Origin of the sequence: Simplicispira sp. 125, assembly GCF_003096555.1 — a bacterium.
Taxonomy (GTDB): Bacteria; Pseudomonadota; Gammaproteobacteria; order Burkholderiales; family Burkholderiaceae_C; genus Simplicispira.
The window spans coordinates 2,524,647-2,538,492 of the sequence record NZ_QEKM01000001.1 but is presented as its reverse complement, the minus strand read 5'-3'; the positions used below and the strand labels follow the sequence as shown (position 1 = coordinate 2,538,492).

The 13,846-nt window shown below is 64.2% G+C and carries 10 protein-coding genes; 5 read left to right on the top strand and 5 right to left on the bottom strand.

From position 1 onward, the window contains the following. Positions 1–45: 45 nt before the first annotated feature. The 4 genes from C8D04_RS11850 (at position 46) to C8D04_RS11835 (ending at position 4,462) form a co-directional block, all read left to right on the top strand. Positions 46–2,367, top strand: a complete 2,322-nt coding sequence (locus C8D04_RS11850; RefSeq protein ID WP_116005034.1) for a TonB-dependent receptor — start codon at positions 46–48, stop codon at positions 2,365–2,367. Between the two features lie 8 nt (positions 2,368–2,375). Further along, positions 2,376–3,668 carry an exo-alpha-sialidase gene (locus C8D04_RS11845; protein ID WP_116005033.1) on the top strand — a complete coding sequence of 431 codons (1,293 nt, stop codon included), beginning with the start codon at positions 2,376–2,378 and terminating at the stop codon, positions 3,666–3,668. Next, positions 3,652–4,158: a hypothetical protein gene (locus C8D04_RS11840; RefSeq protein ID WP_133243633.1), complete on the top strand. Its 507-nt coding sequence runs from the start codon at positions 3,652–3,654 to the stop codon at positions 4,156–4,158. The genes C8D04_RS11845 and C8D04_RS11840 overlap by 17 nt, the downstream gene beginning before the upstream one ends. A gap of 91 nt (positions 4,159–4,249) precedes the next feature. Next, on the top strand, positions 4,250–4,462 hold the full coding sequence (locus C8D04_RS11835) for a YdcH family protein (protein ID WP_116005031.1): 213 nt from the start codon (positions 4,250–4,252) through the stop codon (positions 4,460–4,462). Positions 4,463–4,490: 28 nt separating this feature from the next. Here the strand turns inward: C8D04_RS11835 and C8D04_RS11830 are convergent, their stop codons facing one another. From C8D04_RS11830 to C8D04_RS11810, 5 genes are all read right to left on the bottom strand, one after another. Further along, positions 4,491–5,030, bottom strand: coding sequence for a response regulator (locus C8D04_RS11830; RefSeq protein WP_116005030.1), 540 nt, complete (start codon positions 5,028–5,030; stop codon positions 4,491–4,493). Positions 5,031–5,122: 92 nt separating this feature from the next. Next, positions 5,123–5,563: a CBS domain-containing protein gene (locus C8D04_RS11825; RefSeq protein WP_116005029.1), complete on the bottom strand. Its 441-nt coding sequence runs from the start codon at positions 5,561–5,563 to the stop codon at positions 5,123–5,125. 32 nt (positions 5,564–5,595) lie between these two features. Beyond that, positions 5,596–6,651, bottom strand: a complete 1,056-nt coding sequence (locus C8D04_RS11820; protein WP_116005028.1) for a 2-oxoacid:ferredoxin oxidoreductase subunit beta — start codon at positions 6,649–6,651, stop codon at positions 5,596–5,598. Beyond that, positions 6,648–8,480, bottom strand: coding sequence for a 2-oxoacid:acceptor oxidoreductase subunit alpha (locus C8D04_RS11815; RefSeq protein ID WP_116005027.1), 1,833 nt, complete (start codon positions 8,478–8,480; stop codon positions 6,648–6,650). The genes C8D04_RS11820 and C8D04_RS11815 overlap by 4 nt, the downstream gene beginning before the upstream one ends. Continuing rightward, entirely contained in the window at positions 8,477–10,312 is a 1,836-nt protein-coding gene (locus C8D04_RS11810) for an FAD-dependent oxidoreductase (RefSeq protein WP_116005026.1), read from the bottom strand. Before C8D04_RS11810 ends, C8D04_RS11815 begins: the two co-directional genes overlap by 4 nt. 295 nt (positions 10,313–10,607) lie before the next feature. Here C8D04_RS11810 and C8D04_RS11805 point away from each other — a divergent pair, with 295 nt between their 5' ends. Further along, on the top strand, positions 10,608–13,829 hold the full coding sequence (locus C8D04_RS11805) for an EAL domain-containing protein (protein ID WP_158550309.1): 3,222 nt from the start codon (positions 10,608–10,610) through the stop codon (positions 13,827–13,829). The last annotated feature ends 17 nt before the right edge of the window (positions 13,830–13,846 follow it).

Below are 13,846 nucleotides of genomic sequence, written 5' to 3'. Positions count from 1 at the left end.
TAGGGCGTCAGAAGCTTTTTTGACTGGTATTTCTGGAGTGCATTCGTGCGAAACCCTCGTTTTTCTTCCGGCCCGGCCCTGCGCCTGGCCCCTCTGGCTGCCGCCCTGGCTTTGTTCCCCGCCTGGGGCCTGGCCCAAGGCATTGCCACCGAATCCCAATTGCAAACCATCAGCGTGACCGAAACACGCTCGCAGCTGGACCCCAATCTGCTCAACAGCACCGCCAGCAAAACCGCGCAAGAGCTGGAGGCGCAAAACATTTTCAACCCGGAAGATGCCGCCAGCCTGCTGCCCAGCACCACCGTGCGCAAGCGCTACCTGGGCGACCGCAATGCCAACATTGGCGGGCGCAGCTTTGGCACGCTGCAACCGGGCCGCGCGCTGGTGTACCTCGATGGCTATCTGATTTCCAACTTTCTCGGGCGCTTTGACGCACCGCGCTGGAACATGATCAACGTGGAGGCCATCGAACGGGTCGATGCCTTGTACGGCCCGTACTCGGCCATCTACCCTGGCAACTCCATCGGCACCACCATGGTGGTGACCGAGCGCAAGCCCCGGGGGCTGGAGGCGTCGGCCAGCATCAAATACAACCGGCAATCTTTCGACGAGTACGCCACCCACGAGAGCTACGGCAGCAAGCAGTTGTCGGCGCGCATTGCCTCGCGCCTCGATTCCGGGCTCTGGGTGGCGCTGGGTGTGCAGCACCAGGACAGCGCAGGCCACCCCATGGGCTACGCCAATGCGGTGCGGGGCGCCACCAGCGGTGCCTTTGCCGCGCCCACCACGGGCACCCCCGTCACAGGCATCCGCTACGACCGCGACCCGCAGGGCCGCGAGCGCGCCATTTTTGGCGCCACAGGCAGCGACCACAGTCTGCAGGACACCGTGAACCTGCGCATGGGCTACGACATTTCTGCCACCCAGGAGATCGAAGGGCGCGTGTCGCTGTGGCGCAGCGACAGCACGGTGCGCAACATGACCTACCTGCGCGACGCCGCAGGCAAGCCCCTCTGGAGCGGGGTGGTGAGCGATGGCGTCAACCGTTTCAACGTGGCGGCCAACGCTTTTGCCCCCAGCCAGCGCGATGAACGCCACCGCCAGCTCGGCGCCACCTGGAAGACCAAGCATGCGACGGGCTGGAATGCCTCGGTGATGCTGACAGATTACAAAATGCTCAGCGATGCCAACCGGCAGGCCGATCTGGCGCAGCCCCTGGCCGATCTGGGCGGCACGGGCACGGTGACGCGGCGCGACGGCACGGGCTGGAACACGCTGGAGTTGCAAACCACCTACACCCCCACGGCCGGCGATTTTGGTGCGGGTCGCCATGCCCTGGTGTTTGGACTGCACCGCAACCAGTACCAGTTGAACAACGTGGTGCACCTGGCCAGTGACTGGCGCACGACCGAGACGACCCTGGACCAGCGCTTCTACGGCACCACCACCGTGACGGCCTTGTATGGACAGGATGCCTGGCGCCTCACGCCCGACCTGGTGCTGACCTCCGGCCTGCGGCTGGAAACTTTTGAAGCAACCGATGGCTCGCAGTTCTTTGCTGGGCCGCCCGTGGCGCAGCAGAACTTTGCCCGGCGCAGCCTGCACTCCACCAGTCCCAAGCTCTCGCTGGCCTGGACGGTGGCCGACGACCTGCTGCTGCGGGCCAGTTATGGGCGCGGTGTGCGCTTTCCGAATGTGGACGAGCTGTTCAACGGCGCCAAGACCGGCAGCAGCATCACCACCAGCGACCCCCACCTGCGGCCGGAAGTGTCGCGCTCGTTCGAGCTGGCGGCAGAAAAATACTGGGGTGAGCACTGGCTGCGCACCAGCTACTTCCGTGACGACGTGAAGGACACCATCTTGCGCCAGACCGACGCCACCGTCACTCCGGGCATCACCCGCGTGAGCAATGTGGACCGCGTCCTGACCCAGGGCATCGAGATGGTGTGGCAGGCACGCGATGTGGGCATCCGGGGCCTGGACATCGGCGGCAGCGCCACCTGGACGGACGCTGTGGTCAAGGCCAATGCCGCCAACCCGGCGCAGGTGGGCAAACAGTGGCTGCGCATCCCCAAGCAACGCTACGCCGTACAGGCCAGCTACCGGCCCAATGCGCAATGGCTGCTGGGCGCCGCCTGGCGCTGGAGCGGCCGTGCGTACAACACCGAGCTGAACATCGACAGCAACCCCGATACCTATGGCGGCGTCTCGCGCGTGAACCAGCTCGATCTGAAAGCCGTGTGGAAGTTTGCGCCGCACTGGGAATGGGCGCTGGGCGTGAACAATGCCACCAACCAGCCATCGTGGCAGGCGCACACCCTGCCCCAGCGTTCGGTGCAGACCGAGCTGCGTTACAGCATGAAGTAGGAGCGGACATGAATCGATCGAAATCGGCTTTGCAATCCCCCGGGCGCTGGGTTTGTGGCCTGGCCCTGGCGCTGTGCTGCAGCGCCGGCGGGGCCCAGCATATGCACTCTGCAGCAGCGTTGGCCGCGCCAGCGGCCAACGCTGCGCCCACCGCCGCAGCCACACAGCGCGTGGCCCGCAAGCCCCGCACGCCGTTGGGGGTGGGGGTCGCGATGGCACCCGATGGCGCGTTGTGGCTGGCAGGCCTCAATGGCCAGGGGCGCCTGTTTGTGCAAAACGCCCCGGCACCGCAGGGCACAGCGCCTTTGCGCTGGAGCGCACCGCGCGTGCTGGATACGGCGGGCGATGCGGTCTCGGCCGACGGCGAAAACCATCCCAAACTGGTTTTTGGCCCCCAGGGCACGGTGCTGATTGCCTACACCCAGCCGCTGGCCAAGCCCAATACGGGCTATGTGCGGCTGCTGCGCTCGGTGGACGGGGGGCAGCATTTTGCGGCGCCCGTCACAGTGCATGCCGACCGCCAGACCATCACCCACCGTTTCGAGTCCATGGGCTTCGACGCCGAAGGTGTTTTGCACACCGTTTGGATCGACAAGCGGGACTTGGAAGCGGCGCCCAAGGTGGGCGGCAAATCCAGCTACCGGGGGGCCGCCATTTACCGCAACATCTCGCGCGATGGTGGTGCCACCTTTGGCCCGGACACCAAGGTGGCCGACCACTCTTGCGAATGCTGTCGCATTGCGCTCGGTGTAGGCAGTGATGGGGCCATGCGGGCCCTGTGGCGGCATGTGTTCGAGCCCAATGTGCGCGACCATGCCTTTGCCGTGCTGCGCGGGGAGGCCCCGGCCGACGTGGTGCGTGCCACCTACGACGAGTGGCGGGTGGATGGCTGCCCGCACCACGGCCCGGCCTTGGCTGTGGCGGCCGATGGTTTTCATACGGTCTGGTTCGGTATCCGCCAGCAAGGCGAGGACAAGGTGCCCGGTGTACGCTATGCACGGCTGGCCCCTGACGGTAAGCCCCGGCTGCAAACGGTGCGCATGCTTCCGGATGCGCGCGCTGAACATGCCGACGTGGCCGCGCAGGGCGAGCGGGTGGCCGTGGTCTGGCGCAGTACCGATGGCATGACCAGCACGCTCAAGGCCTGGATTTCCCTCGACGGGGGGCAGACGTTCCGCGAGCAGGTGCTGGGCCAGGTCGATGGAGACAACGATTTTCCGCGCCTGGTGCAGCAGGACCAGCGCATGGTGGTAGTGTGGCGTAACGCAGCAGAGGTCAGAGTCCATGAAATCGAGTTCTAAACAGCGGCGCAGTGCCTGTGTGACCCTGGCGGTCGGGGCATTGTTTTTTGGCTTCAATCTGCCTCTTGCGTTTGCCAGGTCGCCATCAATAGCTATCAATTCAGTAGCGCATTTTGACAAAACCACCTGGGCCCGGCTGGTGGAAAAAGGCCCACGGCCTGCGGCGTACATCTTCACCACCACTTACTGCTCCACGTGCCCGGACGCCTTCGAGAAGCTGCGCAGTTTTGTCATGGATGCGCACCGGCCAGTCGAGCTGGCGGCCGTGATGATGGATGTGCAAGGCGTGCGCGCCGTGGAACATGCCCGCCACTATCTGGGGCTGACGCGGCTGTATGCCTTTGAGGGGTTTGAGCCCGCGATCCGGCAAAGCGTAGACCCCACATGGCCCAACGTCACGCCCTACGTCGTACTGCTGGGCCGCGATGGATCGGTGCAGCGCAGCATTGGTGCGCCCGATGCTGCCCTGCTGAAAAAATGGCTGCCTTGAAGCGACCAGCGCACGCAGCGGAGTAAAGTGTTGTTACGAGGCCGTGCGCCGCACTGCCCGGGGTTTTTCACCACGACGAAGAGGAGTCTGCATGTTTCCTGAATTCCGCGAACTGATCACCCAGCTCAAGACCACGGACCGTCATTTTGTGCGCCTGTTCGATCAGCACAACGAGCTCGACCAGAAAATCAAGAACATGGAAGCCACCATTTCACCGGCCTCGCACGACGAAATTGAAACCCTGAAGAAGGAAAAGCTGCAGATCAAGGACCAGCTTTACACCATTCTGAAAAAAGCCGCCTGAGCGGCTGCCGGGGCGCAGGGGCTGGTCGTCAGACGGTCTTGCGCCGCGGCATCTGGCTGGCATCGAGCAGGTTCTCGATGCGGGCAAATATTTCGAAGCGCGAGAACGGCTTCTTCATGAAATCGTCGGCCCCGATGCGGTTGGCGTAGAACTGTTCCGTGGCGTGTTCGTTGCCACTGATCATGATGACCGGAACGTGCTGGGTGGCCGGGTTCTTGCGGATCAGCCGCAAGGCGTTGAAACCATTCATGCCGGGCAGGATGATGTCCAAAAAAACCAGATCGGGCGGTTCCTGCTCCATCAGCGCCAGCCCCTTCTCGGCGTCCAAAGCCTCCAGGGTGTTGTAGCCGGCAGAGCGCAAAATTTTGCGCAATGCGGCCACGACGGTGGGCGAGTCGTCAATGATCAGCGCTTTGATGCCTTTGCGCGCATCCTTGCGCTCGCGCTGGCGCCGCTCCACCGTTTCTGCCGGTTCCATGCCGTGCACCGGTGCGCTGGCCGGTGTGCTGGCGTCAGGCTGGGGGGCGGGCTTGCGCGAGGCGCCCCAGAGCCGGTCAAAAATACCCATGGTGCAGTCTTGCCTTGTATGGTCGGTCGATAGTGGCGATTGTCCGCCAAGCAGGGTGGTGGTGGGAAGCGCCCTGTTGCACGGCCACAAATTCAGCCCAGGGCATCGTTCACCTGGTCATTGAATTCCGCCAGGCTTACGGCGTCGCCGATCTCGCGTGGTAGGGCGTCGCGCACCGAAAAAACGCCGAGGATCTTGTCTGCAGGCGACACTATGGGCAGGTGCCGAAAACCCCGCTCGATCATGATCAAAACCGCCTCGGAGACCTTCATGTCCGGGCCCACGGTCTGTGGATGGGGGGTCATCACATCGCAGACCAGGGTGGTTTCGGGGCTGAGCGCCTTGGCCAGCACCCGCGTCATCAGGTCGCGCTCGGTCAGGATGCCCAGCAGGGTGCCCAGGGTGTCGAGGATGAGCACGCTGCCGCAGTTGGCGCGCGTCATCACGCAAGCCGCCTCCCACACGCTGGCCTGGGGCCCCAGGCTCACCACGTGGCGCTGCGAGATCGACTGGAAGACGGTGCGTTCGGCCATGGCAGGGCTCCTTTTGCAGCGGGGCGGTAAGGTCAGCGCAGCGATGCGTTGAGTTTTTCCAGCACCTTCGAGCCGGGGCAGAGTTGGGTCGGCCCCAGGCTATTGAGCGGTGCGTCGCTGGTGTTGAGCGACAGGTGCAGGTCGGTGGCCTGCGGGTCGAGGTAGAGCAGGCCCGTCACTACCTCGCCGCGCGCCTGGTGGGCGTTCATGTAGCTGAGCGCGGCGTAGCGGTCGGTGGGGTCGTAGTCGGTGTGCAGCTTGCGCAGGCGCAGCAGGGCGCCGTCGTGCTGCTGCACGTCGATCACTTCGCCGGGCGCGTACTGCGCCGTGATTTCGCTGTGCCGGGGCATGAAGTCGATGCGGCTCACGGCCTCGTTGTGCTGGCGCACGTAGTCGTAGCTCTTGGTGCTGCCGCCGTGGTTGTTGAAGGTCACGCAGGGGCTGATGACGTCGATGAACGCCGCGCCGCCGTGGCCGATGGCACCTTTGATGAGCGGCACGAGTTGCTCCTTGTCGCCCGAAAAGCTGCGCGCCACATAGGTGGCGCCCAGTTGCAGCGCCAGGCCCACCAGGTCTACCGGGCTGTCGTTGTTGACCACGCCCTTCTTGCTGCGCGAACCCCGGTCCGCCGTGGCCGAGAACTGGCCCTTGGTCAGGCCGTAGACGCCGTTGTTTTCGACGATATAGGCCATGCGCACGCCCCGGCGCATGGCATTGGCGAACTGCCCAAGGCCGATGGAGGCCGAATCGCCATCGCCCGAGACGCCCAGGTACAGCAGGTCGCGGTTGGCCAGGTTGGCGCCGGTCAGCACCGAGGGCATGCGCCCGTGCACGGTGTTGAAGCCGTGCGAGGCGCCCAGAAAGTAGTCTGGCGTCTTGGAGCTGCAGCCGATGCCCGAGAGCTTGGCCACGCGGTGCGGCTCGATGTCGAGCTCCCAGCATGCCTGGATGATGGCGGCCGAGATGGAGTCGTGCCCGCAGCCCGCGCACAGGGTAGAGATGCGGCCTTCGTAGTCGCGCCGCGTGTAGCCCACCTTGTTGTGGGTCAGCGTGGGGTGGTGCAGCCGGGGCTTGGCGAGGTAGGTCATGCGGCCTCCTTGATCAACGCCTGGGCGCCTTGCAGATGGGTCTGAATCGCCTGGGTGATGAAGCGCGCCGTGATCGGCGTGCCGTCGTAGTGCAGCACCTTGACGAGGCGCGCTGGGTCCACGCCCAGCTCGTTGACCAGCAGGGCGTGCATCTGGGCGTCGCGGTTCTGCTCCACCACAAACACCTGCTCGTGCGTGGCGATGAAGCGGTCCACCGAATCGGGGAAGGGAAAGGCGCGCAGGCGCATCGCGTCGATGTCGGTGCCGGAGGCCGTCAGAACGTCCAGCGCTTCCTGCATGGCCGGGCTGGTGGAGCCGAAGTAGATTACGCCCAGCGGCGTGGCATGCGCCGCGCTGCGCAGCACGGGCTGGGGCACCAGGTCAGCGGCAGTGCGGAATTTGCGCAGCAATCGCTCCATGTTGTAGATGTAGTCCGGCCCGCGTTCGGAGTAGCGGGCATAGGGATCGCGCGTGGTGCCGCGTGTGAAAAAGCTCCCCTTGGTGGGGTGCGTGCCGGGGTAGGTGCGCCAGGGAATGCCGTCGCCGTCCACGTCCTTGTAGCGGCCAAAATCCTTGCCCGCCTCCAATTCTTCGGCGGTCATCACCTTGCCCCGGTCGTACTGGCGGCTATCGTCCCAGGCAAAGGGCTTGCACAGGCGTTGGTTCATGCCGATGTCCAGGTCGGTCATGAGAAAAATGGGGGTTTGCAGCTGGTCGGCCAGGTCCAGTGCCGCCGCCGCGTGTTCAAAGCATTCGTACGGGTCTTCAGGGAACAGCAGCACATGCTTGGTGTCGCCGTGCGAGGCGTAGGCGCAGCTGAGCAGGTCCGACTGCTGGGTGCGCGTGGGCATGCCGGTGGATGGCCCGCCGCGCTGCACGTTGATGATGGTGACCGGAATTTCGGCAAAGTAGGCCAGGCCGATGAACTCCGTCATCAGCGAGATGCCCGGGCCCGAAGTGGCCGTGAAGGCGCGGGCGCCGTTCCAGCCGGCACCCACCACCATGCCGATGGAGGCCAGTTCGTCCTCGGCCTGCACGATGGCGAAGTTGCTGCGGCCGGTGTCCGGGTCGATGCGGAACTTGTCGCAGTATTTCTGGAAGGCCTCGGGCACCGACGACGAGGGCGTGATCGGGTACCAAGCCGCCACCGTGGCGCCGCCATACACGCAGCCCAGGGCGGCTGCGCTGTTGCCGTCGGTGAAAATGAGGTCGCCCACTTCGTCGGCCCGGCGCACGCGGATGCCCAGGGGTGCCTGGAGGTGGGCTTTGACGTAGTCGCGCCCTAGATGTAGGGCGCGCACGTTGGAGTCGAGCAGCATTTCCTTGCCCTTGTACTGCTCGGCAAAGAGCTTCTCAAACACCTCTGCCTCCACGTCGAGCAGCACCGAGAGGGCGCCCACGTAGATGATGTTCTTGAACAACTGGCGTTGGCGCGGCTCGGTGTAGGCGTTGTTGCTGATCTCGGTCAGCGGGACGCCAATGACGGTGATGTCCGTGCGGAATTTGGACGCAGGAATAGGCCGGGTGCTGTCGTAGAACAGGTAGCCGCCGGGCGAGATTTCGGCCACGTCGGCGTCCCAGGTCTGCGGGTTCATGGCCACCATCATGTCCACGCCGCCGCGTCGCCCCGAATAGCCGTGCTCGCACACCCGGGCCTCGTACCAGGTTGGCATGCCCTGGATGTTGCTGGGGAAGATGTTGCGCGGGCTCACCGGAACGCCCATGCGCAGGATGGCCTTGGCGAACAGCTCGTTCGCCGAAGCCGAGCCCGAGCCGTTGACGTTGGCGAACTTGATGACAAAGTCGTTGACGGCTTCAATGGGCTTCATGCGGCCTCCAGCGTGTGGCGGGTGATCTGGGCATCGCGGCATTGCGGGCCGGCCTGGGTGGTATCCAGGCGGAACTTCTGCATGTCCCAAGCGCCGGTGGGGCAGCGCTCGGCGCACAGGCCGCAGTGCAGGCAGACGTCTTCGTCCTTGACCATGACGCGCCCGGTTTTGAGCGGCGCGGAAACCATCAACGCTTGCGTCAGGTTCCCGGCGGGGGCCTTGAGCCGCTTGCGCAGATCTTCCTCTTCGCCATTGAAGGTGAACGTGATGCTGTCCATGGGGCAAATGTCCACGCAGGCGTCGCACTCGATGCAGGTGGAGCGGTTGAACACCGTCTGCACGTCACAGTTCAGGCAGCGGCTGGCCTCTTTGAAGGCGGTGGCGGCGTCGAACCCCAGCTCCACTTCCACCCGGATGCTGGCCAGTGCCACCTCGGCCTTGGCCCATGGCACCTTGAACCGCAGGTCGTTCGAGATGTCGTTGTTGTAGCTCCACTCGTGGATACCCATTTTGGTGGACATCAGGTTGGTGTGCGGTGCCGGGCGCTGGCGCACGTCTTCGTCGTGCAGATAGCGGTCGATTGACACCGCCGCCTCGTGCCCCTGTGCCACGGCGGTAATGATGTTTTTCGGGCCGTAGGCCGCGTCGCCGCCGAAGAACACCTGGGGCAGCGTGGACTGGAAGGTGCCCTGTGTGAGCTGCGGCAGGCCCCAGCGGTCGAAGGCAATGCCCAGATCGTCCTCGATCCAAGGAAACGCGTTTTCCTGGCCCACGGCGATCAGCACCACATCGCAGGGCACGCGCACCTCGGGCTCGCCCGTGGGCACCAGGCTGCGGCGGCCTTGTGCGTCGTACTGGGCCTGCACCACCTCGAAGGTCATGGCGGTGAGCTGACCGTTGTCGTGCTCAAAGGCCTTGGGCACATGGAAGTTCAAAATCGGGATGCCCTCGTGCAGGGTGTCTTCCTTTTCCCAGGGCGAGGCTTTCATTTCGTCGAAGCCGCTGCGCACAATGACTTTGACGTCGGTGCCGCCCAGGCGCCGCGCCGAGCGGCAGCAGTCCATGGCGGTATTGCCGCCGCCCAGCACGATGACGCGCGGTGCGATGCGGGTGATGTGCCCAAACGACACCGAAGCCAGCCAGTCGATGCCGATATGGATGTTGTCGGTGATATCGCGCCGACCTGGAATTTCCAGATCGCGCCCGCGCGGTGCGCCGCTGCCCACAAACACCGCGTCGTAGCCTTGCTGCAGCAGCGCGCGCAGCGAGTCCACGCGTTCCTGGTTGCGAAACTGCACGCCCATGCCGAGGATGTAGCCGGTTTCTTCGTCGATCACCGATTCCGGCAGCCGAAAACGCGGAATCTGGCTGCGAATGAAGCCGCCCGCCTTGGCCTCGGCGTCGAACACCGTCACCTCGTAGCCCAGCGGCGCCAGGTCGCGCGCCACGGTCAGGGACGACGGTCCGGCGCCCACGCAGGCCACGCGCTTGCCGTTGCGGGGTGCGAGGGCGGGCATGCGCGCCTTGATTCCGCTGCTCTTGTTGTCGGCTGCCACGCGCTTCAAGCGGCAGATCGCCACGGGCTCGGGGTGGGCTCCATTGCTTTCTTCGACCCGGCCGCGCCGGCAGGCAGGCTCGCACGGCCGGTCGCAGGTGCGGCCCAGAATGCCGGGAAACACGTTGGATACCCAGTTGATCATGTAGGCGTCGTCGTAGCGGCCCTGGCCGATCAGGCGGATGTATTCGGGTACGGGGGTGTGGGCAGGGCAGGCCCACTGGCAATCGACGACCTTGTGGAAGTAGTCCGGCTGCGTGGTGTCGGTAGGTTGCAAGGCAAGCTCCAGTCCTCGGGCCTGCGGCCACGGCGGCGCAGGAATCCACAGTCTATGACCGCGATGTGCGAACGCGCCCTCAGGTGAATCCCTCAGATGCGGCGCCTTGCGCAACAATGTTGACTACGGTCATGCCAACGCAACAGGGAGGGGAGGTGCCGATCAGCAATCAGCGCTTGCGGGCCATGGGATCGAGAGGGCGCTGTGTTGTCTGGCTACAGCCCGCATAATGGCCTTTCGCCGGAGATCGCCGTCATCGCGAGGTGATCCCGCCCCTTACTTAGACCGAGCCGCGATGCAAGCCCGACTACAGAATATTCCGATTGGACAGCGCATTGCGTTGGCGTTGGCTTTGCCGATGGCCGGTTTTCTGTTCTTTGTGGTGTGGGTGCTGGCCAGCCATCAGCGCACGGCCAACGACATGCGCAGCCTGCGCGAAATGGCCGAACTGGCCTCATTTGCCGGGAGCCTGGTGCACGAGGTACAGCTTGAGCGCGGCCTGTCGGCGGCCTATCTAGGTTCGGGCGGCACCGATTTCGTCCTGAGCCAGGCGGTCCGCCATGCTCGGACGGACGAGCAACTGGCTGCGCTACAGCAGGCGCTGCAGCAGCTGGATCTGGACCATTACGATGACCGCCTTCGTTCGCGCATCGAGGATGCGCGGGTGCAATGGAATGCCTTGCCTGCATGGCGCAGGGAGGCGGCGGCACACGATGTGACACCCGAGGTGCAACTGGCGCGTTACAGCGCCGCTATTCATGCGCTGATTGGCATCGTTCAGGAGATGTATTTTTGGGGCGGCGATGCGGATATTTCGCGCACCATCTATGCCTTTGTGAATCTCATGCAGGCCAAGGAACTGGCAGGCATGGAGCGTGCGTTGGGCGCCACCTATTTCGCGGCCCCCCAGGTCAATGCACTTTCGCGCCAGGTGTTTGTTGCGCAGGCCGATCGGCAGGCACATTTTCTGGAGCAGTTCCGTTTTTTTGCCGATGCGGCATCCATGCAGCAACTGGAGCAGTTGCTGGCCGACATGAAGGCCGCAGAGATCGAGCGGTTGCGCGGCTGGATTTTTCAGCGGATGCCAACGCGGCAGGAATCTGCAGAAGGCACGACGGCGCACTGGCTGGCCGTGATGACCTGGAGAATCGACCAGCTCCGCCTGGTAGAAGACCGCATGGCGCAGGCGCTGATCGTGCAAGCGCGCAGCGCCGAGGAGGCGGCGCGCCAAACCGTTTTCTGGAGCGGTGCTGTCGCCTTCGCGGGGATCTTTCTGACGGTGCTGATGGCGGGTGCGTTGGCGCGGGGCATTATTTTTCCGATGGAGCGCATCACCCGCGCCATGAACCGGCTGGCAACGCAGAAGGCCGGAGACACCGATGTCGAAATCATCGACCACCAGCGTGGCGATGAAATTGGCGAGATGGCGCGGGCCACCTTGGTGTTCCGTGACAACTTGGTCCGTATTGCACAGGCAGAAGAGCGACTCAAAAATGAAGACATCTTGCGGTTGCATCACAAGGCGCTGAGCTCCATCTCTCAGGGCGTGCTGATCGTCGATGCGCAAGGCCTGGTCACCTTTGCCAATGCAGCGTTGGGTGAAATCACAGGGTATTCCTCCGGCGAGATTCTGGGCCGGAATCCGGATTTTTTATGTGCGCAGGCGCAGGACAGAGCCTGTCTGGACCGCGGGGACGGAACCCCGTGCATCCTGGAAGGCCAGCGCCGCGATGGGCAGTCGTTCTGGTTCGAAGCCATGGTCAGCCCAGTACAGAATGGAGAGGGCGTGGCCACGCATCGCGTAGTGGTGCTGCGGGACATCACCGAAAGTCGCCGGGTTGAACAAGAGATGCGCATCGCCGCTACGGCATTTGAATCGTTGCACGGCATGATCGTGACCGATGCCCGGGGCACCATCCTGCGCGTCAACCGCGCCTTCACCCGCATGACCGGCTATGGGGCCGACGAGGTGATTGGGCGCACACCGGCCATGTTCAAGTCCGGGCGCCATGACGCGGCGTTTTACGTCCAGATGTGGAAGTCGCTGGCTGACCGGGGTGCCTGGTTTGGTGAAATCTGGGATCGACGCAAAAGCGGCGAGGTGTACCCCCTGCTGCAGAGCATTTCTGCAGTACATGGAGGTGACGGCCAGATCACGCACTACGTGGCTGCGTTCTCTGACATCAGCGAACGCAAGGAAGCCGAGGAAAAGATTCGCCACCTGGCCTTCTACGACCCCCTCACCCACTTGCCCAACCGGCGTCTGCTGCTCGACCGGTTGCAGCAGGCGATGGCCTTGGGCGAGCGCACGGGCGGGCGAGGGGCGTTGCTGTTCATCGACCTGGACCAGTTCAAGGCCCTGAACGACACCCTGGGCCACGATGTGGGCGATTTGCTGCTGGTGGAGGTGGCCCGGCGCCTGCAAGATTCCATCCGTGCCAGCGATACGGCCGCACGCCTCGGGGGGGATGAATTTGTCGTCATGCTGGAGGAGCTTGCCCACGATGCGACCGAAGCGGCTGAGCAGACGCGGGTGGTTGCAGAGAAGGTGCTCACAGCACTCAACCAGTCCTATGTGCTGGCAGGGCATGAACTGCGCAACACGCCCAGCATTGGTGTGACCCTCTTCCATGGGCAGGCGGCCACTGTCGATGATCTGCTGCGCCAGGCTGATTTGGCGATGTACCAGTCCAAGTCGGCGGGGCGCAACGCCCTGCGCTTTTTCGACCCGCAGATGCAGGCCGTCGTATCACAGCGGGTGCAGCTCGATGCGGATTTGCGCACCAGCCTGGAGCAGGGCCATTTTCGGTTGCACTACCAGGCGCAGGTTGACCGCCACGGGCGCATGACCGGCGCTGAGGCGCTGCTGCGCTGGGAGCATCCGCAGCGCGGCACCGTGCTGCCGGGTGATTTCATTCCACTGGCCGAGGAGACCGGCTTCATCCTGCCGTTGGGTGACTGGGTGCTCGAGGCCGCCTGCCTCCAACTGGCTGAATGGGCCGCGAGCCCGACCACCGCAAGCTTGTACCTGTCGGTCAACGTCAGTGCGCGCCAGTTCCAGCAATCGACGTTTGTTGATGGCGTTTTGGCTGCGCTGCGGTTGACCGGCGCCAACCCGCTTCGTTTGCGGCTGGAGCTGACCGAGAGCCTGTTGCTCAGTGACGCTGAAAACGTCATCGCCAAAATGCTGGAACTCAAATCCCACGGCATCGGGCTTGCGCTCGATGATTTCGGCACCGGCTATTCGTCCCTGGCCTACCTTCGGCGCCTGCCGCTGGACCTTCTCAAGATCGATCGCGCCTTTGTGCACGACATTTTGATCGACCCGAATGTCGCCGCCATTGCCCGCACCATCGTGGCATTGGCCCACAGCCTGGGGCTGACCGTGGTCGCCGAAGGTGTGGAGCAGCAAGGACAGTTTGACTATCTGGTGGAACAGGGTTGCACGGGCTACCAAGGCTACCTGTTTGGTCGGCCTGTGCCCGTACAACAACTCATTTCGTCGCGATTGTCCTGAGGCGTTCCGGGGGGAAA